The organism is Salipiger sp. PrR007, assembly GCF_010499845.1.
GTDB classification, from domain to species: Bacteria; Pseudomonadota; Alphaproteobacteria; order Rhodobacterales; family Rhodobacteraceae; genus Salipiger; species Salipiger pacificus_A.
Map to the genome: position 1 here is coordinate 26,927 of NZ_JAAGOZ010000012.1, position 26,169 is coordinate 53,095.

Annotated in this window: 25 protein-coding genes, 2 pseudogenes and 1 riboswitch; of the genes and pseudogenes, 20 read left to right on the forward strand and 7 right to left on the reverse strand. The window is 66.0% G+C overall.

The features are described 5' to 3' along the window. The first annotated feature begins 34 nt into the window (after positions 1-34). From nikR to G0Q01_RS04110, 8 genes are all read left to right on the forward strand, one after another. Positions 35-502, forward strand: a complete 468-nt coding sequence (nikR, locus tag G0Q01_RS04075; RefSeq protein ID WP_164190591.1) for a nickel-responsive transcriptional regulator NikR — start codon at positions 35-37, stop codon at positions 500-502. A 287-nt stretch (positions 503-789) separates the two neighbouring features. Further along, a complete protein-coding gene (locus tag G0Q01_RS04080) occupies positions 790-2,295 on the forward strand; it encodes an ABC transporter substrate-binding protein (protein WP_164213022.1) in 1,506 nt (501 codons plus the stop codon). Further along, a complete protein-coding gene (locus G0Q01_RS04085) occupies positions 2,292-3,221 on the forward strand; it encodes an ABC transporter permease (protein WP_164190596.1) in 930 nt (309 codons plus the stop codon). Before G0Q01_RS04080 ends, G0Q01_RS04085 begins: the two co-directional genes overlap by 4 nt. Beyond that, complete coding sequence (locus G0Q01_RS04090; RefSeq protein ID WP_164190597.1) at positions 3,218-4,036, forward strand: ABC transporter permease; 819 nt, start codon at positions 3,218-3,220, stop codon at positions 4,034-4,036. Before G0Q01_RS04085 ends, G0Q01_RS04090 begins: the two co-directional genes overlap by 4 nt. Next, positions 4,033-5,529 carry an ABC transporter ATP-binding protein gene (locus G0Q01_RS04095; protein WP_164190599.1) on the forward strand — a complete coding sequence of 499 codons (1,497 nt, stop codon included), beginning with the start codon at positions 4,033-4,035 and terminating at the stop codon, positions 5,527-5,529. The genes G0Q01_RS04090 and G0Q01_RS04095 overlap by 4 nt, the downstream gene beginning before the upstream one ends. Continuing rightward, positions 5,509-5,693: riboswitch (cobalamin riboswitch) on the forward strand. It overlaps the preceding gene by 21 nt. A 70-nt stretch (positions 5,694-5,763) precedes the next feature. Beyond that, a complete protein-coding gene (locus tag G0Q01_RS04100; RefSeq protein ID WP_164190601.1) occupies positions 5,764-6,804 on the forward strand; it encodes an ABC transporter substrate-binding protein in 1,041 nt (346 codons plus the stop codon). Between the two features lie 29 nt (positions 6,805-6,833). Next, positions 6,834-7,844, forward strand: coding sequence for an iron ABC transporter permease (locus G0Q01_RS04105; protein ID WP_203594900.1), 1,011 nt, complete (start codon positions 6,834-6,836; stop codon positions 7,842-7,844). After that, positions 7,841-8,593 carry an ABC transporter ATP-binding protein gene (locus G0Q01_RS04110; protein ID WP_164190605.1) on the forward strand — a complete coding sequence of 251 codons (753 nt, stop codon included), beginning with the start codon at positions 7,841-7,843 and terminating at the stop codon, positions 8,591-8,593. Before G0Q01_RS04105 ends, G0Q01_RS04110 begins: the two co-directional genes overlap by 4 nt. A 184-nt stretch (positions 8,594-8,777) precedes the next feature. Here the strand turns inward: G0Q01_RS04110 and G0Q01_RS04115 are convergent, their stop codons facing one another. Beyond that, positions 8,778-9,125, reverse strand: coding sequence for a hypothetical protein (locus G0Q01_RS04115; RefSeq protein WP_164190548.1), 348 nt, complete (start codon positions 9,123-9,125; stop codon positions 8,778-8,780). Positions 9,126-9,307: 182 nt separating this feature from the next. Next, entirely contained in the window at positions 9,308-10,006 is a 699-nt protein-coding gene (locus G0Q01_RS04120; RefSeq protein ID WP_235939596.1) for an SDR family NAD(P)-dependent oxidoreductase, read from the reverse strand. A 615-nt stretch (positions 10,007-10,621) separates the two neighbouring features. Between G0Q01_RS04120 and G0Q01_RS04125 the strand changes: the two genes are divergently transcribed. From G0Q01_RS04125 to G0Q01_RS04155, 7 genes and pseudogenes are all read left to right on the forward strand, one after another. Continuing rightward, positions 10,622-10,903 (forward strand): hypothetical protein, encoded by a 282-nt coding sequence (locus G0Q01_RS04125; RefSeq protein ID WP_164213023.1) that lies wholly within the window; start codon positions 10,622-10,624, stop codon positions 10,901-10,903. 13 nt (positions 10,904-10,916) lie between these two features. After that, the gene (locus G0Q01_RS04130; RefSeq protein WP_164213024.1) at positions 10,917-11,870 is read left to right on the forward strand and encodes an efflux RND transporter periplasmic adaptor subunit; all 954 of its coding nucleotides are present in this window, start codon (positions 10,917-10,919) and stop codon (positions 11,868-11,870) included. A 4-nt stretch (positions 11,871-11,874) separates the two neighbouring features. Next, the gene (locus G0Q01_RS04135) at positions 11,875-14,925 is read left to right on the forward strand and encodes an efflux RND transporter permease subunit (RefSeq protein WP_164213025.1); all 3,051 of its coding nucleotides are present in this window, start codon (positions 11,875-11,877) and stop codon (positions 14,923-14,925) included. A gap of 140 nt (positions 14,926-15,065) precedes the next feature. Further along, positions 15,066-15,611: pseudogene (locus G0Q01_RS04140) on the forward strand (tyrosine-type recombinase/integrase). A 25-nt stretch (positions 15,612-15,636) separates the two neighbouring features. After that, a complete protein-coding gene (locus G0Q01_RS04145; RefSeq protein ID WP_164190610.1) occupies positions 15,637-16,437 on the forward strand; it encodes an endonuclease/exonuclease/phosphatase family protein in 801 nt (266 codons plus the stop codon). A 397-nt stretch (positions 16,438-16,834) separates the two neighbouring features. Continuing rightward, positions 16,835-17,089 (forward strand): hypothetical protein, encoded by a 255-nt coding sequence (locus G0Q01_RS26550; RefSeq protein ID WP_203594892.1) that lies wholly within the window; start codon positions 16,835-16,837, stop codon positions 17,087-17,089. Positions 17,090-17,104: 15 nt separating this feature from the next. Continuing rightward, a pseudogene (locus tag G0Q01_RS04155) lies at positions 17,105-17,536 on the forward strand (transposase); the annotation flags it as partial. Here the strand turns inward: G0Q01_RS04155 and G0Q01_RS04160 are convergent. Genes G0Q01_RS04160 through G0Q01_RS04165 form a run of 3 tightly spaced genes read right to left on the reverse strand, consistent with a single transcriptional unit; the run spans position 17,506 to position 18,895 of the window. After that, on the reverse strand, positions 17,506-18,555 hold the full coding sequence (locus tag G0Q01_RS04160; protein WP_370457181.1) for a recombinase family protein: 1,050 nt from the start codon (positions 18,553-18,555) through the stop codon (positions 17,506-17,508). The pseudogene G0Q01_RS04155 and the gene G0Q01_RS04160 overlap by 31 nt on opposite strands. After that, complete coding sequence (locus G0Q01_RS26725) at positions 18,556-18,708, reverse strand: hypothetical protein (RefSeq protein ID WP_235939602.1); 153 nt, start codon at positions 18,706-18,708, stop codon at positions 18,556-18,558. It lies immediately after the preceding gene. After that, on the reverse strand, positions 18,698-18,895 hold the full coding sequence (locus G0Q01_RS04165) for a hypothetical protein (protein ID WP_235939605.1): 198 nt from the start codon (positions 18,893-18,895) through the stop codon (positions 18,698-18,700). Before G0Q01_RS04165 ends, G0Q01_RS26725 begins: the two co-directional genes overlap by 11 nt. A 345-nt stretch (positions 18,896-19,240) precedes the next feature. Here G0Q01_RS04165 and G0Q01_RS04170 point away from each other — a divergent pair, with 345 nt between their 5' ends. Beyond that, entirely contained in the window at positions 19,241-19,837 is a 597-nt protein-coding gene (locus G0Q01_RS04170; protein ID WP_164190614.1) for a hypothetical protein, read from the forward strand. 327 nt (positions 19,838-20,164) lie between these two features. On the opposite strand, the gene G0Q01_RS04175 is transcribed toward G0Q01_RS04170, so the two are convergent. Beyond that, positions 20,165-20,836: a GntR family transcriptional regulator gene (locus G0Q01_RS04175; protein WP_164190616.1), complete on the reverse strand. Its 672-nt coding sequence runs from the start codon at positions 20,834-20,836 to the stop codon at positions 20,165-20,167. A 107-nt stretch (positions 20,837-20,943) separates the two neighbouring features. Here G0Q01_RS04175 and G0Q01_RS04180 point away from each other — a divergent pair, with 107 nt between their 5' ends. The 4 genes from G0Q01_RS04180 (at position 20,944) to G0Q01_RS04195 (ending at position 24,994) form a co-directional block, all read left to right on the forward strand. After that, complete coding sequence (locus tag G0Q01_RS04180; RefSeq protein ID WP_164190619.1) at positions 20,944-22,014, forward strand: 4-hydroxythreonine-4-phosphate dehydrogenase PdxA; 1,071 nt, start codon at positions 20,944-20,946, stop codon at positions 22,012-22,014. A gap of 45 nt (positions 22,015-22,059) precedes the next feature. Then, complete coding sequence (locus tag G0Q01_RS04185) at positions 22,060-23,049, forward strand: TRAP transporter substrate-binding protein (protein ID WP_108968000.1); 990 nt, start codon at positions 22,060-22,062, stop codon at positions 23,047-23,049. A gap of 71 nt (positions 23,050-23,120) precedes the next feature. Further along, a complete protein-coding gene (locus G0Q01_RS04190; protein WP_203594894.1) occupies positions 23,121-23,711 on the forward strand; it encodes a TRAP transporter small permease in 591 nt (196 codons plus the stop codon). Continuing rightward, the gene (locus tag G0Q01_RS04195) at positions 23,708-24,994 is read left to right on the forward strand and encodes a TRAP transporter large permease (RefSeq protein WP_108968002.1); all 1,287 of its coding nucleotides are present in this window, start codon (positions 23,708-23,710) and stop codon (positions 24,992-24,994) included. The genes G0Q01_RS04190 and G0Q01_RS04195 overlap by 4 nt, the downstream gene beginning before the upstream one ends. A 42-nt stretch (positions 24,995-25,036) precedes the next feature. Here G0Q01_RS04195 and G0Q01_RS04200 read toward each other — a convergent pair whose 3' ends face one another. Continuing rightward, positions 25,037-26,005: an acetamidase/formamidase family protein gene (locus tag G0Q01_RS04200; RefSeq protein ID WP_164213026.1), complete on the reverse strand. Its 969-nt coding sequence runs from the start codon at positions 26,003-26,005 to the stop codon at positions 25,037-25,039. Positions 26,006-26,169 lie beyond the last annotated feature (164 nt).

Consider the following 26,169-nt stretch of genomic DNA (forward strand, 5'->3'; position numbering starts at 1 on the left):
CGCGGATGCTTGGCGCATCAGCACGGAGAGCGCCATGCAACGGATCACGATCGCAATAGAAGACGACCTACTGGCCGAGCTGGACAGGCACATGGAACGGTCCGGCGCCACCAACAGGTCGGAGGCGATCCGGGACCTGATGCGCCGTGCCCTGACACGCAACGCACCCCAGGAGGCGGATTGCATCGGGATCGTCAGCTATGCCCTGGACCTCGCGACCCGGGATCTGGGGCGCCGCGTCCCCCAAACCCGCCACTCCCGTCACGACCAGGCCATCGCGGCCTTGTCGGTGCCGCTCGACCACACGAATGCCATGGAGGTGACCGTGATGCGCGGCCGGGTGGAAGATGTGGAGGATTATGCGCATGGTCTCTTCGCCGAACGGGGAATTCGTCACGGCCATCTGTCCCTGGTGCCGCTGGAAGATGTCCAGCAAATCCACCAGCACGGCAGAAGCGAACCGCACATGCACAGCCACCTAAAGATCAAGGATGGGTTCTGAATTGAGAAACTTGGTCCAGGGCTGAGATTCGCGCCCGACCTTCTGGCGGTGGCCATCTACGTGGCTCAGGCACGCGGTGCAGGATCAGTGTCGGCACAGACGCAGCCTTCTGATGGCTGATCGACCGCGCGGGTTAAATCCCGGAGAATGCGGGCAGCCCGATTGATGCGGGCACGGAGCAATCTCTTCTGATGGGGCGATCACGTGCTTGCGGTATGTTATGATATAACGTAATGGCCTCGCGACGCCTTCGGGCCGAGGTTCCATTGCACAAAGGTCTCCCTCCGATGACACGAATTCCTGCGCTCGCCGCAGCCCTGATGCTCTCGGTTCCGGCGCTTGCCGCCGCAGAGCCGGGCCGGCCGCTGACCGTGGCGGCACAGTTCGAGATCAAGGGCGCAGAGCCCTCGACCAGCGGCTACATCTTCACCCGCATGGGGATCACCGAAACCCTCGTCGATGCGGACGCAGAGGGCAATCTGGTGCCGGGGCTCGCCACTGGCTGGCAGGTGTCCGAGGGCGGGCTGAACTGGCGCTTCACGTTGCGCCCCGGCGTGAGCTTCCACGATGGCAGCCCGATGGACGCCGAGGCCGTGCTCAAAGCGCTGACCATTGCCCGCGCCAAGCCCGGCCCGCTGGCCTCGCTGCCGATTTCGGGCATGACGGCCGAAGACGGCGCGCTGGTGATCACGCTGACCGAGCCGCGCGCGGCGCTTCCCGCCTATCTCGCCGAGTTCCGCTCGCAGATCATGGCGCCCGCCGCCTATGACGCCGACGGACAGGGGATCGCCGTCATCGGCACCGGCCCCTACCGCGTGACAAATCTTACGCCGCCGCTGTCGCTCGATGCCAGTGCCTTCGAAGGCTACTGGGGGGCGCAGCCGCATATCGCCGAGGTTGCCTATGATGCGGTCAGCCGGGTCGAGACGCGCGCTCTGATGGCGCAGTCGGGCGATGCGGATTTCGTGTTCGGGCTCGATCCCGCCTCGGTGGCGCGGCTGGGGATGTCGGACGCGGTCGAGGTGCGTTCGGTGGCGATCCCGCGCACGCTGCTGCTGAAGGTCAATGCGGGTCACCCCTTCCTGGACACGCCCGAGGCGCGCAGGGCGCTGAGCCTCGCCATCGACCGCGACGGCATCGCCAAGGCCGTGCTGCGCTATCCCGAGGGCGCCGACCAACTCTTCCCGCCGTCGGTCTCAGCCTGGCACAGCGACAGCGTCGCGCCCTTGGCCTACGATCCCGAGGCCGCCAAGGCGCTGCTCGAGGGCCTGGGGTGGCGCGCCGGATCCGATGGTATTCTGGCCAAGAACGGCGCGCGCTTTGCCCTGACGCTGACCACCTATCCCGACCGTCCCGAACTGCCGCTGGTGTCGGCGGTGCTCGAACAGCAGTTCCGGCAGATCGGCGTCGCGCTGACGATCAATTCCACCAACTCCTCGGAGATCCCCGCGGGGCATCAGGATGGCTCGCTCGACCTGGGGCTGATCGCGCGGAACTTCTCGCTGATCCCCGATCCCATCGGCACGGTCATGTCCGACTTCGTGCCGACCGGCGATTGGGGCGCGATGAATTGGGACAACCCGGAGTTCGTGGAGCTGGTCTCGGGCATTGCGCGCGGCGACGGCGATGACGCGGACCGCACCCATGCCGCCGAGATCCTGCAAGCCGAGCTGCCGGTGATCCCGATCGCGTGGTACCAGCAGACGCTCGCGGCAGCGACCGATCTTAGCGGCGTCACCATCGATCCCTACGAGCGCAGCTTTGGCCTGCAGGATCTGGAGCGGACTGAATGAAGTCACTGATCTCGCGGATCATCCAGGCGGGGCTGGTGGCGGGGCTGATCGGCACCGCCACATTCGCCATGATGCGCGCGTTGCCCGGCGACATGGCCTGGCGCATCGCGTCGCACCGCTACGGATATGACAATGTCGACGCCGCCGCCGCCGATGCGGTGCGCGAGGAGCTGGCGCTCGACGGGCCGGCGCTTCCGGCGCTGCTGCGCTGGCTTGGCGATCTGGCCCGGCTGGACTTCGGCAACTCGCTGGTCTCGGGCGCGCCGGTGATGGACGAGGTGGTCCACCAGCTTGGCGCCTCGCTGCAGCTTGCCGTTGCGGCGCTGGCGCTGTCGCTGCTGATCGGCCCGCCGCTCGGCATCCTCGCCGGGCTGCGGCCCGGCGGCCTGCTCGACCGGGGGCTGCTGGTGCTCTCGACGGGGCTGCGGGCGGTGCCGCAGTTCCTGCTGGCGCTGGTGCTGATCCTGCTGCTGTCGGTCGGGCTCGGCCTTCTGCCCGCCGCCGGACACGGCGCGGCGCGGCATTTCATCCTGCCGACCGTCACCCTCGCGCTTGGCCTTGCCGCGGTGAACGCGCGGATCGCCCGCGATGCCATGGCGCGCATCGCGGCCATGCCGTTCTGGCGCTTTGCCGAGTGGAAGGGGCTGTCGCGCCGCCAGGTGCTGCTGCGCCACGGGCTGCGCAACGTCGCGGTGCCGCTGGTGACCTACCTTGGGCTGCAATTCGTCACGCTGGTCGAGGGCGTGGTCATTGTCGAGTCGGTCTTCGGCTGGCCCGGCATCGGCCACGCGCTGGTGCATGCGATCTTTGCCCGCGACGTGCCGATGGTGCAGGCCACCGCGCTGGTGCTGGGGCTGGGCTTCGTGCTGGTGAACGCCGGTGTCGATGCGATGACCCGCAAACTCGACCCGAGGGGGCTGGCATGACGAGCATCGCGCATCCTCCCGCAGCTCGCGCGGGCTTTCCTTGGGCGCGCAGCCTTGGCGCCGCGCTGGTGGCGCTGGCGCTGGCCTTCGCCATCCTCGGCCCGGTGCTGGTGCCGGGCGATCCCTTCGCTCAATCCCTGCTCAAGGCATTGGCCGGCCCCGAGGCGGGCGCGCCATTGGGCTATGACCATCTGGGCCGATCGATCTATCACCGTCTGGCCGATGCGTTGCGGCTCTCGCCGCTGATCGCTCTGGCGGCGGTTGCCACCGCCGGAGCCTTGGGCCTGACGCTGGGCACGCTCGCCGCGGCGCGGAGCGGCTGGACCGACCGCGTGCTGACCACGCTCGCCGATGCGCTGCTGGCGCTGCCCGGCCTGTTGCTGGTGCTCATCGTGCTGGCGATCATGCCCTCGACCGCTACCGGCTTCTGGCTAGGCCTGTCGCTGGTGCTCTGGGTCGAGTTCTTCCGCCTCACCCGCGCCGCGGTGCGCGACACGCTGGCTTCCCCGGCGGTGCAGGCGACGCGGCTTCTGGGCTTTGGTCCGGTCTACGTCTTCCGCCGGCACCTCTGGCCGGAGATCGCCCCGATGATGCTGACGGCGGGGGCCTTCGGCATGGCGACGGCCATCATGGGCATCGCCGCGCTCGGCTTTGTCAGCGTCGGCATGCGCGCGCCCACGCCCGAGCTTGGCCTGATGATGGTCGAGCTCATGCCCTACTGGCAGGAGGCGCCGCATGCGCTGCTTGCGCCGGTGATTGCCACCTTCGGCCTGCTGCTGGGCCTCACCCTTCTGGCCGGGAGCCGCGAGACATGACCCTTCTGAGCGCAAAGGACATCTGCATCCACGACGGCGGCACGCAGCTTGTCGAGCCGCTGTCGATCACGCTGGAGCCGGGGGTGCCGCTGGTGATCCTCGGCGAGACCGGCTCGGGCAAGAGCCTGTTTGCGCAGGCAATCATGGGCACGCTGCCCGAGAGCCTCTCGGCGCGGGGCGAGGTCGAGATCGGTGGGCGACGGATCAGCGCCGCGCGGCCGCGCGAGTTCCGCGGCCTCTGGGGGCGGCAGATCGCGGTGCTGCCGCAGGAGCCGTGGCTGTCGCTGGACCCGCTGATGCCCGCCGCGCGGCAGGTCGCCGAGGCGCATCAACTGGTGCGCGGCCTGAGCGCCGCCGAAGCCCGCACCCGCGCCGGTGACGATCTGGCAGCGCTGGGGCTTCAGGGCGCCGGAGCAAAACTGCCGCATGAACTCTCCGGCGGCATGGCGCAGCGTGTGGCCATCGCCGCGGCGCGGGCCGGGGGTGCGCGGATCGTCATCGCCGATGAGCCGACCAAGGGGCTTGATGCCGCGCGCCGCGACGATGTGGCCGAGTTGCTGATGGCAGAGGTCGGCAGCGGCGGCGGGCTGATCGTCATCACCCACGATCTTGCGCTGGCGCGGCGGGTCGGTGGGCAGATCATCGTGCTGCGCAAGGGCCGCGTGGTCGAGACCGGCCCCACCGCCGATGTCCTTGCCGCGCCAAGATCCGACTACACCGCCCGGCTGATCGCGGCGGACCCCGAGACATGGCAAAAGCGCGCGCCCGCGCCCGCGGGCAGCAGCGTGGTTCGGGCCGAGGGGCTCGCCGCGACCCGCGGCGACCGGGAGCTTTTCCGTGATGTGTCGCTGGATATCGCCGCGGGGCAGATCTTCGGGATCACTGGGCCCTCGGGCTGTGGGAAATCGACGCTGGGGGATGTGCTGCTCGGGCTGCACCGCCCCTCCGCCGGGCGCGTCACCCGCACTGCATCTCGGGCGCGCGCCTACCAGAAGCTGTATCAGGATCCCGTCGCGGCCTTTCCGCGGCACCAGAGCCTTCAGCGCACGCTGAGCGATGTGGCGCGGCTGCATGGGCAGGACCCGCGGCAGATCGAGCACCACATGGAGCGCCTCGGCCTTGCCCCAGTGCTGCTGGGTCGCAAGCCGGGCGAGGTCTCGGGCGGGGAGTTGCAGCGACTGGCGATCCTGCGCCTGCTGCTGGTGCGCCCGGCCTTCATCTTTGCCGATGAGCCGACCTCGCGGCTTGATCCGATCACCCAGGCAGAGGTCATCAGCCTGCTTGTGGACACCGCCGAGCGCGACGGCTGCGCCATCATGCTGGTCAGCCACGATCCGGCGCTGGTGGCAAAGACCGCCGACCGAGGGCTTTCGCTTCACTGCCCGGCCGGGATGCAGGGCGACCCCGATACGCCGGGCCGATGCGAGCATGGCAACTTGACAAAGCACGGCGCCGCCCCGAGGTTCGCCGCGAACGGTTCCCATCCGGGATGAAAAGGGAACCCGGTGACGCGGCCTTGGGCCGCGGACTCCGGGACTGCCCCCGCAACTGTAAGCGTCCGTTCCGAGCCACCCGCCCCTCCGGGCGAAGCCACTGCGCCAAACGGCGCGGGAAGGCGGTTTCGGGACCATGGCCGCAAGTCAGGAGACCTGCCGTTCCGGCCCCGCGATCCCGCGGGGGCGTCACCTGCGCAACCGACCGGACGGGGTGTCCGGGAAAGGATATTGATGTTTCTTGCAACCTCGGGCCGCCTCCGCGGCCTTGCGCTGCTGTGCTGCGCCTTGCTGCCCATTCCTGAAACCACATTTGCTGAATCGACCGACTACCCGTTGCAGATCCCCAACTGCGACCGTGTGACGACCTATGCCAAGCCGCCCGAGCGCGTGGTCTCGATCGGCCAAGGCACGACGGAGATCCTGCTCTCGCTCGGCCTCGCCGAGCATATCGTCGGGACCGCCATCTGGCTCGCGCCGCTACCAGCGCCGCTGGTCGACGCGGGGCAAGCCGTGCCGCGCATCGCCGACAACTCGCCCGGTTTCGAGGCCGTGCTGAAAGCCCGCCCCGATTTCGTCGCGGCGCAGTGGATCAACGACATCGCCCCGGATCAGGCCCGGGTTGGCACCTTCGCCCAGTTCGACGATTTCGGCATCAGCACCTATGTCTCGCCTGCGGAATGCGCCAAGAGCGACTTCGTTGCGGGCAGCGGCGACGGCGCCCGCGCGCAGGCCTGGAGCGACGATCTGCTGAACCGGGAGATCACCGAACTGGCCCAGATCTTCGGCGTGCCGGCGCGGGGGGCTGACCTGGTTGCTGCCAATGCCGCCCGGATCGAGGCGGCAACGGCGGGTGCGGCAGCGCTGCAGGCAAGGGACGTCTCGGTGCTCTACTGGTTCTCGTCGCCCGAGATCGCCGGCGAAGCCTATGTGGCCGGGCGGTTCGGAGCCCCGGCATGGATTTCCGAAGTTGTGGGGGTGCGCAACGTGATCACCTCGGACGAGGAATGGCCGCTGGTTGGCTGGGAGACGATTTCAGAGCTCGATCCGGATGTAATCGTGCTGGGCACCATGGAGCGGCGCAACCTCCCCGGCGACGACGTGGGCGCGAAACGCGCGTTCCTGGAAAGCGATCCGGTTGCCAGCCAGCTGCGCGCGGTGCGTGCGGGACATCTGATCGAGATGCCCGCGCATTCGATGAACCCAACGCTTCGGGCCGTCGACGGGGTCGAGGTCCTTTCGACGGGCCTGAAAGACATCGGTCTTACGCGGTGAGCGTTTCGCGCCGGACCCGCTCCGGCCCTCTGACGGGGCTGGGGTCCTTCGTGCTTGCCGGTGGCGTCGCCCTCACCCTCGCGACCTGCTGCGCGGTTCTCTTCGGCGAGATCAGCGTGACCCCGCGCGAGGCCCTGTCCACGCTGGCCAACCGACTCTTCGGGCTCGACCTTCCGGTCGATCCGATCCGCGAGGGGATCGTCTGGCACTACCGGCTGAGCCGGGCGGTGGTCGCCATGTGCGCCGGAGCCTCTCTGGCGATCTGCGGCGTGGTGCTGCAGGCGCTGCTGCGCAACCCGCTCGCCGAGCCCTACCTGCTTGGGATTTCGGCCGGCGCCTCGACCGGCGCGGTGCTGGTCATCGTACTCGCGCTCGGTGCCGGGGCCGTCACGGTTTCGGCCGGGGCCATGGCGGGGGCGCTCCTCGCCTTTGGCTTTGTGGCGGTGCTGTCTTTCGGCGCGGGCCGCGGTGCCGAGAGGGTCATCCTTGCCGGCATCGCCGGCTCGCAGCTGTTCAATGCCGCCACATCCTTCATCGTCACCTCCTCGGCCAGCGCCGAGCAGACCCGTGGCATCATGTTCTGGCTGCTTGGCAGCCTTGGCGGTGTGCGCTGGCCGGATGCCGGCCTGGCCCTGCCCGTGTTGCTCGTGGGGCTGTCTGTCTGCCTCTACCGGGCGCGGGCGCTCGATGCCTTCGCCTTCGGCGAGGATGCGGCCGCCTCGCTCGGGGTCGATGTCGCGCGTGTGCGCGTCGAGCTTCTGGGACTTACCGCACTTCTCACCGCCTGCGTTGTCAGCATCGTCGGGGCCGTGGGCTTCGTCGGGCTGGTGATCCCGCATGCGACCCGCTTCTTCGTCGGTCCGGCGCACGGGCGGCTCATCCTAGGCTCGGCAATTGCGGGCGCGGCCTTCATGGTCTTGGCTGACGTGCTGTCGCGCCTCGTGTTGCCGGGACAGGTGCTGCCGATCGGGGTGATCACCGCACTCTTCGGCGCCCCGGCCTTTGCCGTCCTGCTGTGGCGTTCGCGGGGACGGGAATGAGCCTTCGGAGCGAAAATGTCTCTTGGTCCTCAGGTGGCGCGGCAATCGTCAAGAGCGTGACCCTGCGCGTGCCCGACCAAGGTGTCCTCGGCCTGGTGGGGCCTAACGGCTCGGGCAAATCGAGCCTGCTGCGCCTGCTGGCCGGGGTCCGCCGCGGCAGCGGCGGCGCGGTCCTCGTCGACCAGCGGCCAATCGAGACGATACGTCGTTCCGAGATCGCGCGGCGGCTTGCGCTGGTAGAGCAGCACGCGACGACCGATGTCGGGCTGACCGCGCGGGATGTGGTGGCGCTTGGCAGGTTGCCGCATCGCGGCGCGTTGGGCCCCTGGAGCGCGCGCGACGAAGAGATCGTGCTGGATGCGCTGGCACGCACCGGCATGACGCGCAGCGCGGAGCAGTCCTGGGCCACGCTGTCCGGCGGAGAGCGCCAGCGCATCCAGATCGCCAGGGCGCTGGCACAGCAGCCGCGCGAGCTGCTCATGGACGAGCCGACCAACCATCTCGACATCCGGCATCAGCTTGACCTGATGCGCCTGCTGCCCGAACTGGGCACGCGGGTCGTCGTCGCGCTGCACGATCTGAACCAGGCGATGGCATTCTGCGAGGAGGTCGCCGTGATGAGCGCGGGGCGCTTGGTCGCGCAGGGACGACCTGCAGAGGTGCTGACAGCAGGCCTGATCCGCGAGGTTTTCGGGGTCGAGGCGGTGATCGACTGCGGTCCGACTGGCCCGAGGGTTTCCTTCTTCTGAGCGGGGCCGCGCGGTGTTTTCGGACGCTTCGCGGTTGCAGTTTTCACTACAGGGCCCGGTTGCCGGCAGAACGACCCACCCTCACGGACCGAACGTGAGCGCCGCTCAAGCACTGCAGAGTTCGACTCGACCATAGGCAGGCCGACCAGCGGGAAGAACACCCCCGCCGCCACGGCCATCAGCATCAGCGTGCGGAGAATGCGCCAGTCGGTTGGCACCTGCGGCACGCCGAGCGCGCCGGAAGGTCCACTTCGGGCGTTGGCGCGCCCACCGCAATGCCGCCGCCATAGGAGCCGGGATCGCCCCGGCCCATGTCATCTACGAGCAGCAGCAGGATGTTCGGCGTCCCACCGGTCTTCTCCGCGAGCGCCGCGAGCTTCTCGGCTGCTTCCGCTTCCTGCTCGGGCCGCGGAATATGAGGTTCGAGATAGGGTTCGGTCTGAACCGTCAGACTAAAAACTGAGCCACACAAGAGTGTCCTGTTTGTCCGCTTTGTGGTCGCTATTCCGAAGGAGTTCGCTGCGCGGCGCATGAACGACAGGATCCGTTGCTTCGATACGGCATGGGGATTTGCCGCGTCACAGCAAAAATTCCGCTGCGAGCGCACGCAGCGAGAATTTGACACTTCCGCAATGGGCTTGCGGCGGGGCGGGACCTCCCGGTTCTGGCAAGGAGGCGCGCGTGAGCCGGAGCTGCAACGACACCCACGGGTCTTCACCAAGGTACCGGGTTGCCGGCCCAGTCGAAGAACTGCCCCGTTTGCCGCGGCTCGAGGCCGGCCAGCACACCGAGAAGATTGCCCGCGGCCTCGGCGGGCGTGACCTTGCGATGGGCCGGGTAGTCGCGGGTGAATTCCGTGGCCACGGTGCCGGGATGAAGGGCAACGACGACGGCACCGGGATGGGTGCGGGCGATCTCGATCGCGGCGGTGTGGACGATCTGGTTGGCGGCAGCCTTCGAGGCGCGGTAGCTGTACCAGCCGCCCAGGCGGTTGTCGCCGATGGAGCCGACACGAGCGGTCAGGACCCCGACAACCGACCGCCCTTTCCGGGGCAGAAGCCGGGGAACATGCCTGAGGACGAGTGCCGGTCCGATGGCGTTCGCCGCCATGACCTCGGCCATCCTGGAGGCGTCGATCTCGGCCAGGGACTTCTCCGGCCTGGCCCCTTCCGGCGCCAGCACTCCGCTCGCGACGAGGATCATCTCGAATGGACCAGACAGTGCCTCCATCCGAGCGGCCACGGAGGCAGGGTCGGCGAAATCGACGCCGTCAACGGATCGGGAAAGACCGGTGACCTCGGCTCCACGCTCGGCAAGCGCTGCGCAAAGCGCAGCTCCGATGCCCCCTGAAGCGCCAATGACAAGGGCGCGCCTGTGCAACGGGGTGTCATCTTTCGAGCCGGACAAGTTCAAACCGTTCTCCTACCCAGGGATTTCCGTACATGCTGGAGACACGAGGTAGGCTGGACCCGCCGCATGCACAGGGGCTGGCCGCCGCGATGGCTTTGCAAGAGCTTTCATGCGTTCCGAGGGATGTCCTGGGCTGGACCAATGCGCCAACCCACCGTCTGTTCGCGCCATGAACTGCGGTAACGCGCATCCTGTGGGTCTGCAGTCAGCCCTAACTTTCCCTTCGCCCCGTGAGCATGGGGCGGCAGTCGTGCGGACCTTCCTGCTGTTGATTACTCGTTCGACGCAATCGCATCATAGCGAAAGACCCGCTGCCGCGCCAAACGAAGCTCAGCTGCGGACCGCAGAAGCGGTCCTTCGAGGCTTGTCCGCCGGAAAAATCCGAGCTCGCGCAGTCCATCCTCGAAGGCTGGGCGCGCGGGAGGGATCGAGACGGGAACCACGCTTGCCCGAGGCCAAGGGCGCCACGTGCGTGGCTGCCGTCGAAACAGAATGACGAACCCCGGGACTTTCCTGTACTATCGGTTTCGGAAATTGGTCCTCTTTTGAGTGAACGCGCCGGGTCGATGGTTGCCATCATCATCTGGGTTCGGTGCCTCATGGGGAGACTCCATTTTGATGAAGACCGTTTTGCTCTTTCCAGTCTTTGCCACGATTGGCGCGGGAATTTCCGACGGAGCCATGGCGCAGGAGAGCCATGCACGCCCCGCGAAGGTCACCGTGGCACAGGAAACAGCGGCGGAAGTGTCGCTGTCCTATCCCGCGCTCGTCCTGCCTTCACGGGAGGTCGAATTGTCCTTCAGAGTTTCCGGGCAGGTGATCGCGCTTCCGGTGCGCGCGATGTCGCAGGTTTTCGAGGGGGGATACGATTGCCCAGATCCAGACTCGGGATTTCGATAACCAGCTGAGCCAGTTGCAGAGCCAGAAGGCGCAGGCGCAAGCCGAGCTCAACGCGTTGAAGTCCGGCGCACGGGTCGAAGAGATCGCCGCGCTGGAGGCCGCGGTGGACTCCGCCCGGGCCCAGGTCGATGCCGCAAACAACGTGCTGAACCGGACCCGCGAGCTTCAAGAGCGCGGGGTCGCAACGCGTGCCCAACTGGAAGCGGCGGAGGCCGAGGCGCGCGTGGCCGAAGCCAGCTTGAAGTCGCAGCAGGAGTCGCTTCGGATCGGAGAGGTTGGCGGGCGGCCCGAGGAAATCGCTGCGGCAGAGGCCACGCTGCGGGGCATCGATGTGCAGATCGAGACCGCGCAAGACAAGATCAACGATGCAACGCTCAGGGCGCCTTTCGACGGGATCGTCGCCCGGCGGGACATCGACAATTTTGCCAATGTGCAGGCGGGGCAGCCGATCGTGCTGCTCCAGAGTCTCGGCGTCGTTCACCTCGCGTTCGATATCCCCGGCCCCGATGTGAAGATTTTGACGGCGCGCCGCGATGGAGCGGGCGGAAGTATCGCCACGTTCGACGCCCTCCCGGGACAGGAATTTCCCGCGGAGCTGGTCGAATTTTCGGTTCAGGCGGACAGCGCGACGCAGACCTACCGCGGACGCGCCGCCGTCTCGGTGCCCGAAGACGCGCTCATCCTGCCCGGCATGGTGGCCAATATCCGCGCCACAATCGGGGGAGCGCGCGAAGAGGTGACGATCCCGCTGACTGCCGTCGCCGCGGCGCCGAACGGCGATCCGCTCGTCTGGCTGGTGGATGACGCGGGCAAGGTCTCGCGACGGGCCGTGACCCTAGGGGCGGCCAGCGGCGGGGATGTGGTGGTGACCGAGGGGCTCTTGGGCGGCGAGCGCGTGGTGTCGGCGGGCGTGGGCGACATCGTTGAGGGAATGACGGTCCGCCCGATCACCCAAGTTGGGAACTAGGGCCATGGATTTGGCATCCTTTGCTCTTCGGAAGCGGCTGATCTCGGCCGTGGCCACGCTGCTGATCCTCTTCGCCGGTTACTTCGCCTATACCGCGCTGCCTCGGTTCGAGGATCCGGAGTTCGTGATCCGGCAGGCGCAGATCATCACGCCTTATCCCGGGGCTTCGGCCGAAGAAGTGGTCGAAGAGGTGACCGAGGTCATCGAGGGTGCGCTTCAACAATTGCCCGGCGTGGACGAGGTCCGGTCGGTCTCCTCGCCGGGGCTCAGCACGGTGACGGTGGAATTCACCATCGCCTCGACACCGAATTATCGGGAGCTCGATCAGAAATTCGCGCAGATGCGGGCAAAGATCTCGGACGCCCAGTCGCAGCTGCCGCCCGATGCCTACCCCAGCCAGGTCTACGATGACTATGGCGATGTCTACGCCCAATACTACGCAATCGTCGGGGAAGGTTTTTCTCTTTCCGATCTCTACGAATACGTCAAGGAGCTGCAGCGCAAGCTGGTCACGGTCGACGGGGTCTCGAAGGTCTCGCTGAATGGCGTCCGCAAGGAGGTCATCTACGTTGAGTATGCGCCGGCGCGGCTGACCGCGCTCGGCCTCGCACCCGCGCAGATCCAGCGCCTGCTGGAGGGGCAGAACCTGGTGACACCCGGTGGCTCCATCCTGGCCGGTCCGACGCGCCTGGCCTTGCGGCCCGAAGGCGCGGTGGACTCCATCGAAGCCATCGAGAGCCTGATGCTCACCAACCCCGAGACCGGCGCGTCCTTCAGGCTCAGGGATATCGCCTCGGTGACGCGTGGACTGGAGGAGCCGGCGAAGACGCTTCTGTTCCGCGACGGGCAACCCGGCATTGGCATGGGCATTTCCAACGTCCGGGGCGGCAACGTGGTGAACATGGCCAATGCGGTGCGGGCGCGCATCGCCGAGCTGGAAAGTGAACGCCCCATCGGCATCCACGTCCTGCCGATCTCGGACCAGGGCGCGAGCGTGAAGGAGTCCGTCGATGACTTCGTGGTCAACGTCGGGCTGGCGCTGGCGATCGTGGTCGGCACGCTGCTGGTCTTCATGGGCGTGCGATCCGGCATCCTGATGGGGGGCATTCTGCTTGTCACCGTCGCGGGCACGCTCTTTGGCATGTATGTCTTCGGGCTCGACATGCAGCGCATTTCCCTGGGGGCCCTGATCATTGCGCTGGGGATGCTCGTCGACAATGCCATCGTGGTTGTCGAAGGCACACTGGTGCGCGTGCAGCACGGCGAAGAGGTCGCCGCCGCCTCGCGCTCGGTGGTGCGGCAGACGATCTGGCCGCTGCTGGGCGGAACGGTGGTCGGTATCCTGGCCTTCTCGCCCATCGGTTTTTCACCCGACAACACCGGCGAATATGCCGGCTCGCTGTTCTGGACCATCGGCATCGCGCTGCTGTTTTCCTGGCTGGTGGCGATCTGGTTGACGCCCTATTTCTGCACGCTGCTGCTCAAGCCTGGCAAAGCCGGCGACGCGCCGAAGGAAAATGCTGTGTTAAAGAGCTATCGCGCGCTCCTTGACAAGGCCATCAGGGTGCGCTGGCTGACCGTCGCGGGCATCGTTGCGCTCTTCGTTTCGGCGGTCGCTATGTTCAACCTCGTGCCGCCCGGGTTCTTCCCGGCGTCCACCCGCCCGCAATTCGTCATCGACTACTACCTGCCGCAGGGGACCGACATCACCCGCACCGAGGCGGACATGCGCGAGATCGCGGGTTTCGTGCGCGGCCTCGACGGCGTGACGGGAACCAACAGCATGGTGGGCAGCGGACACCAGAGATTCATGCTGATCTACGATTCCGCGGACGCCGACCCGTCCTACGGCCAGATCCTGGTGGACGTGAAAGATTATGGGGTCATCGATAAGCTGCGCGGCGAAATTCAGGCGCATATCGATGAATCCTATCCGAACGCCAAGTCCAAGGTGTGGAAATTCGTGCTTGGCCCGGGCGGTGGCTCGCGCATCGAAGCGCGTTTCTTCGGCTCCGAACCGGCCATCCTGCGTGAGCTTTCAGACCAGGCCAAGGCGATCATGTCGGAGGCCGGCGCGATCGCGGTCAAGGACGACTGGCGCGAGCAGGTAAAGGTTCTGCGGCCGATCATCGACATCGAGAGCGCCCGCCGTGTCGGGCTGACGCAGGCCGAGATTTCGAATGCGACCTACAGCCACTTGATCGGGACGCGCCTGGGACAGTACCGCGAGCGCGACGAGCTGCGCGATATCGTGATGCGCCCAGTGGCATCCGCACGAGACGACGTCGGTGAGTTGCGGGACATCCAGGTCTACGCGCAGGCAACGGGCGGCTACATCCCGATCAGCCAGGTGGTGGACCGCTTCGATGTCGTCTTCGAGGCGGGACGCCTGCGCCGGATCGACCGCCAACTGGCGATCACCGCGCAGTCCGACAATGCGCCCGGCATCCGGTCGGGCGACCTTTTCGACGCCGTGCGCCCGAAGATCGAGGCGATTGCCCTTCCGCCGGGGTACAGCCTCGAGTGGAAGGGCGAATACGGCAACAGCCAGAAAGCCAACGCGGGTCTCGCCAAGACAATGCCCGTCGGGTTCGGTGCCATGTTCATCGTGGTGCTGTTCCTGTTCAACGCGTGGCGCCAGACGCTCATCATCTGGCTCGCGGTGCCGCTGGCGCTGATCGGGGTGATCTACGGCCTCGCCCTCAGCCGGACGCCTCTCGAATTCATGGCCATCCTCGGCATTCTGTCGCTGACCGGGATGCTCATCAAGAACGCCATCGTGCTGATCGACGAAACGGATTCACAGATCGCGCAGGGCAAGGCGCGCATGTCCGCGGTCGTCGATGCCGCGGTCAGCCGCGTGCGGCCCGTGTCGCTTGGCGTGCTGACCACCGTTCTGGGGGTGGTGCCGCTTCTCTGGGATCCCTTCTTCAGGTCCCTGGCCGTCGTCATCATATGCGGCTTGAGCTTCGCCACGATCCTGACCCTGGTGGTCGTCCCCACGCTCTACGCCATCTTCTTTGCCGTAAAACCCGCAGAGGTCGGAACGGCCTGAGCGCCGCGTGGTCCCAATCGGAACGGGCGTGCCAGGCAGCGAGAGACCGGTGCGCGGCCAGTCACCCGGAACTGAGCCGGAGGACGGTGAATGACGCGTGCCAATGATGTGCTGCAGTCCGCGGTGACAGCGCGGGTTCGATCTTAGCTGTGGTGTCGATCCGTGCGCGCCTCGGACTTGCGAGCGGCCTTCGCGATCTCGCTCTGTTCAATCTCGCCATCGCCACCAAGGTGCGGGGCTGCGACCGCGTCGGTCTGAAGGTCGCCCAGCCCGTTGTCGGCGATCGTCTCCGCGAACGCGTATCGGTCATCCAGAGCAAGACGCGCCGCCCCTATCAGGTCTAAGTCACGGAAAACACCCGTGCTTCGATCTCGGCTTGGGTGAAACGACCGGAGATGATCGACTGCGCCTTCCTGTTCGCGCGCCGGTTTCATGCCAGGCCGCACATTTCGACGCGACAATACACGCGGCTCGTCCGAGAGTGGGTGACGGCGATCGGTCTCGAGCCGAGCGGCTACGGCACGCACTCGTTGAGGCGCACCAAGGCGGCACAGGCTTACCGCAAGACAGGCAATCTTCGCGCGGTCCAGCTCCTGCTCGGTCCCACCAAGGTGGACAGTACGGTCCGCTACCTGGACGGCGAACTCGAGGAGGCTCTGAGCCTCGCGGAGGCGGTCGACATTTGATACCCTTGGCGAAAGGTCATAGCTCATGAAAATCATGTGTTTGAACGGTTGGGGCGGCAAGCTCCATGAAGTGATGCTGCCCTATCTGGCCGCAATTATGCCCGATATTCTTTGCCTCCAAGAGGTCATCCATAGCCCCTCGTCCGGAAAGGATTGGCTGACCTATCGCGACGGCGATCATATCCTGCCTCAACGCGCAAACCTCTTTCGCGACGTCACCACGGCGCTGCCAAACCACGTTGCTTTCTTCTGTCCAGCGGCGCAAGGAGTCCTGTGGGACGGAGAAATGCCGATCCCTTCGCAATGGGGCTTGGCGACCTTTGTGCATCGCTCTTTCCCGATCATCGGACAGGTCCAAGGCTTCGTTCACAAGGATTACTCTCCTGTCGGCTTTGGCGAGCACCCACGCTCCCGAAACGCCCATGGCGTGCGTGTGTGGGACTACGAAGCGGACAGAGCCTTGAGCGTCACGCACATGCATGGGCTGCGCGACTTGGCAGGAAAAATGGACACGCCCGAACGTGCCGAACAGGCACATAGACTGCGTGATCTCTCAAGCCAATTGGCAGAGCCTGGCGACCTGAAGGTGATCTGTGGCGATTTCAACGTTGAGCCGAACAGCGAAACGCTTTCGATCCTCGCCGATGCCGGAATGGTTGAACTCGTGACGACCTACGGATTCAGCGGGACTCGCAACTCGCACTACAAGAAGCCAGGCCGCTTCGCCGACTACATGCTGATCGACAACCAAGATGCCGTAAGGAGTTTTGACGTCATCTACGAAACTGAAGTCTCGGACCACTGTCCGATCATCCTCGAAGTTTAGCGTCGTTCAGGAACGGCCTTTCCCTCAAAGTTGCGGAATGTCGGGGAAGGGCATCTCGATTTTTCACTGAATTTGGCCGGGCGGAGGGGATCGGCAGCGTGAAGCGGCCCCGTGATCGCCATCCTCTGTCCCGCTATTCCGGAAGGCTGGGTCGTTCCGCTTCGGCGCTTGCCGCGAGGTGGCGTGTGACCCCTTTCGCCGCCCTGGATCAAGCGGGCTTCGGGGTCAGGCAGCGGAGTTGCGTATCGACCCAGTGAAAACCTGCTCATGCTACAAGCGAGAACGTAGCGATGAGTATGACCATGGACGACAACATCAAGCGGTGGACGGCGAAGCGGAAGACGGCCCGGGTGATCGAGATCATCCAGTGCAAGGCGACCGTGTCGGAGGCGAGCCGGTGAAAGCCGCGCCGAAGGTCGATCCCCGCTTCACCGAACCAATCAAGAAGATGATCGAGGAGGAGCCGTCCTTCGGCTATCGGACCGTGGCCTGGCTCCTGGGCTTCAACAAGAACACGGTACAGCGGATCTTCCAGATCAAGGGCTGGCAGGTTCGCAAGCGCGCCGTGGGCATGCGGCCCCGCATCGAGGCTGTTCCGTCTGTCGCAGCTGGGCCGAACGAGAGGTGGTCGACCGATCTCGCACGCATCTGAACCGGCAAGGACGGCTGGGCTTCACTGGCCTTGGTGATCGACTGCCACACCCGCGAGTTGCAGGGCTGGCACCTGTCGACGTCGGGCAAGGCCACGACGGCCAGCGCCGCCCGCGAGCATGCGCTGATCGCGAGGTTCGGCACACTGGGCCGGGTCGAGGAGGAGTTCCTGCTGCGCTCAGACAACGGTTTGGTCTTCACCAGCCACCACTCCACGGCCATCGTCCGCAGCTACGGGCTCAAGCAGGAGTTCATCACCCCACACTGCCCGCAGCAGAATGGCATGGTCGAGCGCTTCATCCGGACGCTGAAGGAGCAGTGCGTGCATCGCCACCGCTTCGAAAGCATCCAACACGCGATGCGCGTCATCGGTGACTGGATCGCCTTCTACAATCCTGCTTCATTGCGCCCATCTCTCTATGCCTCTGAAGTAAATAGGTTTTGCTGATCTGGGTGCGATGCGGTGGGGTATTTGGGGTTCTGCCGGGCGCGTTGGGTGAGTTGCTGGGCTGGCGGTTTGCCGAGTTCCGCGGAAGCGAAGATCCACGGACCGTCCGGTAACGGATGAACGTCCTCGATGCTGCCGGCTTCGGCGGCGAGTCTGAGTGTCTTCGTCGTGAAGCCGAGCAGGGCATCGCCGTGCTTGGGCGCCCCGTCACGCCGGAGGCGTGCTTCCAGCACAACGGTGCCGGCTCGTGGGGGTGTTGTCGCTGACCCTCGCGTGGATCGCCTCTGCCCGTCCCAACTGATATAACCTTCGTGTGCGCCGGGCTTCAGCGCCAGCCATTCAGCGCGCGGTTTGCGGCGGCTGCCGGTTCGCGGAACGGCCGCGCCGTGTCTTGGCACAACTCGGATCTTACCATAGGCGTAGGCGCCGCCGTAGACCGGGTTCTCGATGATGCGGTGGATGGTGGCATAGGTTGGCCTGCGCCAGATCACGTCGCCATTGGCGTGTCTTGCGGGCAGGTCCAGCCCGTGCTCCAGGAACCAGAGCAGGACCTGCCGGACGCTGCCGAGCTCGGCCACCTTGTCGAAGACAAGGGTGATGGCCTCCTGGACGCGGCGGTCGGGGTCCTTGTCGAGCCTGTCGCCGGCCTTCACGAAGCCGACGGGAGCTGCGACGATCAACTCGCCGCGCCGGGCCTTCTCGTAACGGACAGACAGCGACCGTTGCCGCAGCAGATCGAACTCGTACTCGTTGAGACTTCCTTTCAAACCGAGACGTAGACGGTCGTTGCCTTGGCGTGGCGCATATACCGCCTCCTGGTCGACGAGAACGGTGTCGACGACCCGGCACATCTCGATCAGCTGCTGCCAGTCGCGGCTGTCGCGCGCAAAGCACGACACTTCCCGCGCCGCGACCGCACCGACCTTGCCCAGGCAGACCTCGGCGACCATCCGGCCGAAGCCCGCCCGCGCAACGCCGCCCGCCGGGGACCGGCCAAGGTCGTCGTCGATCGTCTCGATTCAGGACCAGCCGAGCGTCGCCAGCCGGTCGCGCATCGCATATTGCAGAGCGCCGCTCTCCCGGTTGTGCAGCACCTGGTGGGCGGAGGACTGTCGCACGTGGAGGATCGCCTTGCGCTCCAGGTGGTGCGAACTGATCTTCTCATGCTTCATATCGTGCTTCCGTCCGGCGAGGCGCCTGAGCGCCGGCGGCGTGGTCGAGGATCAGGCGGGTCATCAGTTCGGTCAGCGTCACCCGCGCCTCCTCCGGCAGCGTCTGCCAGTGCGGCGCCGGGACCAGATCGGCGTCGCTGGGGCGAGTGAACAACTCGAGCTGTTGTGGTGCTGGGCGGCGTGGCATCGGCATCTCCCGGAATCGCCTGTTGGGCGCTCGATGTTGCGCTCGGGTCTGGCAGTGGGGATGCGCCATCACGAACGCCGGCCGCATCGTGCAGCAATGCCGCCAGAGCTCGCAAAGCCGCCACTGAGGCAACCGGCGTCACCGCGACTTGCCAGCACCGGCAGGCCGCGCGATCGAACATCCAGACGGGAACCTCCAGCCGTCGGTCCGACGAGATACCGCTCAGGCTACAGCGAAACGCAACCCAGCCCGCCTTCGCGATCACGTCGTGTACGTGAATAGCTCGCCCCGTCCAGGGCTGCCAAGGGTAGAGCACCTCGCGCTCCTCGGTCCCGTGGGTGGTCTGTGATTGAGCTCTACAATATCCGCCGCCCTGATCAGGCGCTTGCCATGCGCACGCCTGCCGAGGCATTCACATTGGCGGCCTATCCTGAGCAGATTCCGCTGGGTCGATACAGGAACGCCTCGCCGATGTATCACCCACACCATCTTGATGGGTTCATCGGGAAGCTGCGGGCGGGCGTCGAGCGCTCCAAGGCGGAGGACCTACTGGACATTGCGCCGGCATCGCATCGTGTCCGCATACCCACCGAGCGCGTGGGCGAAACTATTCCGAGAAACCGCTTTCCGCTGCATGCAGTCGATCCGGCCACCGCACGTTTCCCGGATTTCCGCGTGTCGCCAGCCGTGCTGCGTGAGGTCATCGCGACCGATCACCATGGAACCGTTCGACCGACCCGGGCTGCGAAGATCCTCGGCATCAATCTCCGGACGATCCACAGTCTGATGGACACGGACGTTCTGAAGTCCTGCGACATAGAGGAAGTGAAAAGCGGGCGGCTACCAGGCGTCGAGGCCGTGATCCAACTCGACCGCGGGGCGCAGTCCCTTCCACTTGGGCCGCGCGCCAACATGATTTTTAGGCGAAGCGACGTTCTTTGAAACATCAGTCACGAGAAGCCGGCCACTGCGCTGGGTTTTTATGAGCGGTCGGTGTCGAAACTATCTGACGAAAAAGGCAGGATTAGTTCGAAATTTAGATTTTGACGCTCTGATATCAAAGGGAAATTTCCGCATCCAGAGGCAGAACTTTGTGAGAATTCCCATCCGCACCAGATCACCAGATATCGCCATCCCGCGGGTGAACGACATCGCCCCCGCTACGCTTACAGGCGTGGCCCTCCTTTTGATGATCCAGGCCAGCCCACCTCGCGCGCGCCGACTTGCGCGCCCGAGATTGGGCGATGACGCGAAGGTGGGAAGGAGCGCTCAGAGCGACTCCTTCACCCGGTCCCAGGTATTTGTCAGGTGGCGCGACATGACCTCGCCCAGCCGGTCGCCATCGCGGGCCTCGAGCGCGGCGATCATCTCTTCGTGCTCGGCGACGGCTTCGGCCCAGTAATCCTCGGTGCCATTGCCGACGAAGCGGATGCGCTTGAGCCGTCCTTGGATGTTCTGCTGGATTTCCTGCAGCGTCTCGTTGGCGGAGAGCGCCGCCAGCCGCGAGTGGAACTCCTGGTTGAGCTTGTAATAGGGCAGCCGATCGCGCGTGCGGTAGTGGCCCAGCATCTCTTCGTGCAGCGCGCGCATCCCGGCGATCTCGGCGTCGCTGGCCCGTTCGCAGGCGGTCTGCCCGGCGAGCTTTTCCAGATGCCCCAGCAACTCGAGCATGGAGAAGACATCCTGCGACGATAGCTTGCGCACCGTTGCCCCGCGCGAAGGCTGAATGACGATCAGCCCCTCGGCCGCCAGCGTGCGTAGCGCCTCGCGGAACGGGGTGCGCGAAACGCCCAGCTGTTCCAGAAGCTGCACCTCGTCGATGCGGCTGCCGGGCTCGAGGTAGCCCTCGATGATGAGATCCCGGATCCGGTTCGCGACCTGATCATGCAGGGATTCTTTCTTTATTTGCAATGGCATGTCCGAGGCAGAAGACAGGTCCATGACACCTCCGGTTCTGATCTTTTTCCTAGGTTAGCAAGTTTTTCCTTGCCATGCGATACCGTATCGGAAAACAAAATATACAAAATACATGCTGAGGAGAATCGAATATGCGAGTCGCATTGGCGATCGGGGATGCTGCCGGGATCGGGCCAGAACTGGCCGCGAAGATCGTGGCGGATGCGCAGGCAAACCTTGGCGACCTGATCGTCATCGGAGACGCGCGACTGCTGGAAAAGGGCGCGCAGACCGCCGGGGTGAAGATCGACCTGCCGGTGATCTCCACCGCCGATCTGGCAAAGCCCCTGCCCGCCGGGTCGGTTCTGCTCGACCTGCGCAATTGCGATCCTGCCTCGGTGCCGCCGGGCAAATCCTCGGAGGCCGGGGGCCGCGCTTCGCTGCAGAACTTCGCCACGGCGCTGCTGCTGGGCAAGGCGGGCATCGCGGGCGTCTGCGCCTTCACGCCGTTCAACAAGCACTCCATGCGGCTTGCCCGGTCGAGCTACGTGGACGAGATCGGTTTCGTCGACGCGGTGATCGAGGCCGAGCAGTCGGGGCGTGAATTCAACGTGCTCGACGAGGTGTGGAATGCCCGGGTGACCTCGCACATCCCGCTGAGCAAGGTGGCCAGCACGATCACCACCGAACGCGTTGCGAACAGCCTCAAGCTGACCTCGGAGGTGATGACCGCCGCGGGCATCCCGAGCCCCCGTATCGGCGTGGCCGCGCTCAACCCGCATGCCGGGGATGGCGGCAACTTCGGCCACGAGGATGACGAGGTGATCGCGCCCGCCATCGAAATCGCCAAATCCCAAGGGATCAACGTGACCGGCCCGGTACCCTCGGATACCGTCTTCGTGCGGGCCATCAAGGGGGGCGAGTTCGACGCGGTGATGACCATGTACCACGACCAGGGGCAAATCGCGATGAAGCTGATCGGCTTCGACCGGGGGGTGACGCTGATCGCCGGCTACCCCTTCCCGATCGTGACCCCGGCGCATGGCACCGCCTTCGACATCGCGGGCCAAGGCCGCGCCGACACTGGCGCCACCTTCAACGCCATCGCTCTCGGCCGCAAGCTGGCCGGGCTGCAACCCCGTCCGCCCGCCACGGAGGAGGACCGCCAGCACGCGGCCGGGGCCATCGCGGCGCTCACCGAGCCAGAGGTTCTGGCCGGCTGAGCGACACCCCACAAACCGGACCAAGCACTCAGGGAGGAGACACACTTGGAACTCAAGCATATCGCACTGATCGGCGCCGTCGCCGCAACGCTGCAGGCCGCGCCTGCGCTGGCGCAGACCGAGATCATCTTTGGCCTCAGCGCCGCCGACGGCTCGCTGCAGGACCAGACCGCCGAGGAATTTGCCCGCCGCGCCAACGAAAAGCTTGGCGACAAGGCGGTGGTGAAGGTCTTTGACAGCTCGCAGCTGGGCAAGGACAAGGACATGCTGCAAAAGATCAAGCTGGGCACGATGCACATCACCCTGCCCAGCTCGACCATGCCCGAGATCGCGCCGGAATACGCGCTCTTCGACCTGCCGTTCCTCGTTGCCGATCGACAGCATCTGGCCAAGATCGACGAGGCGCTCTTCGACAGCGTGCTGAAGCCCGCCGCCGAGGCCAAGGGCTACAGGCCGCTGGCGATCTGGGAGAACGGCTTCCGCCAGATCACCAATTCCAAGCACCCGGTGACCACCCCCGCCGACCTCAAGGGCCTGAAGATCCGCACGCCGAACTCGAGCTGGCGCGTGGCGATGTTCCAGGAGTACGGCGCCAACCCGACGCCGATGCCCTTCTCGGAACTCTTCGTGGCACTGCAGACCGGCGTGGTCGACGGGCAGGAGAACCCGATGACCAACATCTACGGCGGCAAGCTCAACGAGGTGCAGGAGTATCTGTCGCTGTCCAACCACGTCTACTCCCCGGCCTATCCGACGGTCGGCGTGAAGGCCTTCGAGAAGCTCGACCCCGAGGTGCAGCAGATCATCGAGGAGACCGCCAAGGAGGTCGCCTTCTGGGCGCGCGACACCGGCGAGGCGCAGGACGGCGAGCTGGTGGGCAAGCTCGAAGAAGGCGGGCTCGCGGTCAACAAGACCGACCGGGATGCCTTTGTCGACGCCTCCAAGCCGATCTACGAGAAGTTCGCGGCAGAGGTCGAGGGCGGTCAGGAGATGATCGACCAGGCGCTGTCGCTGGCCAATGGCTCGGGCTCCTGAGCCCAACAGGTGAACCGGCGGCGCGGGCGTCCCGCGCCGCCTCTCCCCTCGCTGAATTCTCGGAGGCAACCTTGCTGTCCCGTCCCACCCGTTGGCTCGACCTGTTCCTGCAGATCGCCACCATCGCGATGATCGTCGCGCTGGCCTGCGTCGTCCTTCTGGGCGTCGCCTACCGCTACAGCGGCCAGTCGCTGATCTGGTATGACGAGGTCGCCGCGGCGCTCCTCGCCTGGATCACCTTCACCGGGGCCGCGCTGGCCGTGGTGCGCAATTCCCACATGGGCTTTAACGGGCTGATGTTCGGCCTGCCGGGGGCCGGGCGCTTCGTGCTCTTCGGCCTTGTCGAGCTGCTGTTCCTGACCATCTGCGCCATCACCGCCTGGGCCGGCTGGGCGATCCTCGAGATCTTCGGCGACGAGGTGATGACCACCGTGCGCTTCGTGCCGCGCGCCGTGCTGCAGGGCATCCTGCCGGTGAGCTTCGGGCTGATGATCCTCGGCCGGCTGCTGACCCTGCCCGAGCGCCTTCAGGCCGTCCGTGACGGTGTCGACCCCGACACCGCCGAGATCGAACATGAGATCGCCCGCGCCGAGGCCGAGCTGGCCGAGGCCCGCGGCAAGAGCCATCGCACCCCGGGCGCGCACAAGGAGGTCACCCAATGATCGAAGCCGGCATCCTGCTTTTCATGTTCGTGCTGATCGCGGTCGGCATGCCCATCGCCTTCTCGATCCTCGGCTCCGCGCTCTTGGGGGTGTTCCTGCTCAACGGCGAGCTGGGCTTTCTCAACGCCGCGCTGTCGCTCTACGACGGCGCCACCAGCTTCCCGCTGATCGCCATCCCGCTCTTCATCCTTGCCGGCGCGCTGATGAACACCGGCGGCATCTCGACCCGGCTCATCGCCTTTGTCTCGGCGCTGATCGGCTTCGTGCGCGGCGGGCTCGCCATGGTCAACGTCGGGGTGTCGATGTTCTTTGCCGAGATCTCCGGCTCGGCCGTGGCCGACGTGGCGGCGACCGGCTCGGTGCTGATCCCGGCAATGAAGAACAAGGGCTACACGCCGCGCATGGCGGCAGCGATCACCTCGTCTTCGGCCTCGCTGGCGATCATCATCCCGCCATCGATCCCGATGATCCTTTACGGCGCCATGTCCGACACTTCGGTGGTCAAGCTCTTCGTCGCGGGCATCGTGCCCGGCGTGCTGGGCGGCGGGCTCTTGATGGGCCTGTGCTACTACATGGCCCGGCGCTACGACCTGCCGCGCGACGAGGCGTTTTCGCTGCGCCGCCTCGGCGAGACCGCTAAGGACGCCTCCTGGGCGCTGATCCTGCCGGTGGTGATCCTCGGCGGCATCTTCGGCGGCGTGGTGACCGCGACCGAGGGGGCAGCGCTGGCGGTTGTGGCGGCGCTCTTCATCGGGGTCTTCATCTACCGCGAGATCAATCTGCGCCATCTCTATAAGGCGCTGGTGGACGGGGTGCTGCAGACTTCGGTTGTCATGCTGATGGTTGCGGCCTCGGCGGTGCTCGGCCTCTATCTGACCGAGACCGAGATGCCGCAGCGTCTGGCAGCGGGCATCACCCAGATCACCACCAATCCTTTCGCCGTGCTGATGATCATCAACATCTTCCTGCTGTTCGTGGGCATGGTGCTGCATGGCGCGGCGGCGATCATCCTGACCGTGCCGATCTTCATGCCGCTGGTGCATGAGCTTGGCATCAACCCCATCCAGTTCGGTATTCTGCTCACGCTGAATATCGCGCTTGGCCAGCAGACCCCGCCGGTCGCGAGCGTATTGATCACCTCCTGTTCAATCGCCCGAACCGACGTGTGGCGGACCTCGGTCACCAACCTGCCCTTCGTGGGCGTGCTGGTGCTGGTGCTGCTGCTCGTCACCTACGTGCCGGCGGTATCGCTCTCGCTGGTGGATCTGGTCTACGGCATGTAGCAGATCCGTCGCGGGCCGGCTCTCCCCGGGGCCGGCCCGTGATCAGCGGGCCACTGTGCCGCTTTCGAGGATCGACTTCCGCAAGCGCCCGTGTACGCCCTTTTCCTGGTTGACCGACTGGGTGATGGCGAAATCCGCCGCCAGCGAGCAAAGCTGGTAGGCCTCGGTCTCGGTGATCTCCACACGCTCGCGGACCATCGCGATCATCTGGCGCAGGGCGATTTGCAGCGCGGTGTCGAGGCTGGCATGAAAGCCCATCGAAATCAGCTCGGCCTCGGTTTCTGCGCGCGGATGGTCGATCGCCGTGGTCCCGGCCTTCAGCAGATCGAAGCGGAACGTGCCGGTGAGCGCCGTCTCGAGCGCGGTGATGCAGACCTCGCCATCGCCCTGGCAGCCATGGCCGTCGCCGCAGGAGAAGAGCGCGCCCTCGGCCTGCACCGGCAGGTAGAGCGTCGCCCCGTCGGTCAGCAGCTTGAGGTCCATGTTGCCGCCGTGAAGGCGCGGCTGGATCGATGTGAGTTCGCCCCACTCCGGCGCCGGGGCCACCCCCATGACGCCGAAGAAGGGCGCAAGCGGCAGCGTCGCGCCCCAGGGCAAACGGCAGGTCTGCGCCTCGCGGTCGATGGGGATCAGCGAGAGGGCTTTCTGCGAAACCGGGAACTCGCCGGGCAAGGTGCCCGAGGCCGGGCGCACCAGGTTGAAACCCCAGTCGGCGCCCAGCTCGATACGCTCGATCTCGACCTTGAGCACATCGCCGGGCATGGCCCCCTCGATCGCCACGGGGCCGGTCAGCAGGTGGGCGACGCGCGGCAGGTCCGCGGCAAGGATGTCGCGCAGCTCGGGCGCGACGGTCATGCCGGAGCCCTCGGCGGGCAAGAGCTCCTCGCGCCCCGAGAAGGTCTGGATGGTCACCCGGTCGCCGGGCGTCACGGTCATGACCGGTGGCAGCTCCGACCAGAATCGCCCCCAATGGACGGTCTGCGGCGTGGCGGCGAGGTGATGATGCGTCATGGCAAGGGGCTCCGGGTTGAGTCGGGCGCAGCTTCGCGACGCGCGGATCGAGAGTAAAGAGCGCAAATTAGGGGTCCGCAGCCGCGGCGCAACGCAAGCCGCAGGCGCGTCGGCCGGTCGGATGGCCTGCACGCTCAGAGGTCAGCACCACATGCCAGCCGGGT

What these genes read in the sequence shown, in the direction of transcription:
- G0Q01_RS04090 (WP_164190597.1), top strand. Translation starts at nt 3,218, where the DNA reads ATGACGAGCATCGCGCATCCTCCCGCAGCTCGCGCGGGCTTTCCTTGG.
- nikR (WP_164190591.1), top strand. Translation starts at nt 35, where the DNA reads ATGCAACGGATCACGATCGCAATAGAAGACGACCTACTGGCCGAGCTG.
- G0Q01_RS04165 (WP_235939605.1), bottom strand. Translation starts at nt 18,895, where the DNA reads ATGCCACGCCGCCCAGCACCACAACAGCTCGAGTTGTTCACTCGCCCC.
- G0Q01_RS04095 (WP_164190599.1), top strand. Translation starts at nt 4,033, where the DNA reads ATGACCCTTCTGAGCGCAAAGGACATCTGCATCCACGACGGCGGCACG.
- G0Q01_RS26725 (WP_235939602.1), bottom strand. Translation starts at nt 18,708, where the DNA reads ATGAAGCATGAGAAGATCAGTTCGCACCACCTGGAGCGCAAGGCGATC.
- G0Q01_RS04195 (WP_108968002.1), top strand. Translation starts at nt 23,708, where the DNA reads ATGATCGAAGCCGGCATCCTGCTTTTCATGTTCGTGCTGATCGCGGTC.
- G0Q01_RS04180 (WP_164190619.1), top strand. Translation starts at nt 20,944, where the DNA reads ATGCGAGTCGCATTGGCGATCGGGGATGCTGCCGGGATCGGGCCAGAA.
- G0Q01_RS04085 (WP_164190596.1), top strand. Translation starts at nt 2,292, where the DNA reads ATGAAGTCACTGATCTCGCGGATCATCCAGGCGGGGCTGGTGGCGGGG.
- G0Q01_RS04135 (WP_164213025.1), top strand. Translation starts at nt 11,875, where the DNA reads ATGGATTTGGCATCCTTTGCTCTTCGGAAGCGGCTGATCTCGGCCGTG.
- G0Q01_RS04125 (WP_164213023.1), top strand. Translation starts at nt 10,622, where the DNA reads ATGAAGACCGTTTTGCTCTTTCCAGTCTTTGCCACGATTGGCGCGGGA.
- G0Q01_RS04100 (WP_164190601.1), top strand. Translation starts at nt 5,764, where the DNA reads ATGTTTCTTGCAACCTCGGGCCGCCTCCGCGGCCTTGCGCTGCTGTGC.
- G0Q01_RS04115 (WP_164190548.1), bottom strand. Translation starts at nt 9,125, where the DNA reads ATGCGCCGCGCAGCGAACTCCTTCGGAATAGCGACCACAAAGCGGACA.
- G0Q01_RS04175 (WP_164190616.1), bottom strand. Translation starts at nt 20,836, where the DNA reads ATGGACCTGTCTTCTGCCTCGGACATGCCATTGCAAATAAAGAAAGAA.
- G0Q01_RS04110 (WP_164190605.1), top strand. Translation starts at nt 7,841, where the DNA reads ATGAGCCTTCGGAGCGAAAATGTCTCTTGGTCCTCAGGTGGCGCGGCA.
- G0Q01_RS04145 (WP_164190610.1), top strand. Translation starts at nt 15,637, where the DNA reads ATGAAAATCATGTGTTTGAACGGTTGGGGCGGCAAGCTCCATGAAGTG.
- G0Q01_RS04080 (WP_164213022.1), top strand. Translation starts at nt 790, where the DNA reads ATGACACGAATTCCTGCGCTCGCCGCAGCCCTGATGCTCTCGGTTCCG.
- G0Q01_RS04200 (WP_164213026.1), bottom strand. Translation starts at nt 26,005, where the DNA reads ATGACGCATCATCACCTCGCCGCCACGCCGCAGACCGTCCATTGGGGG.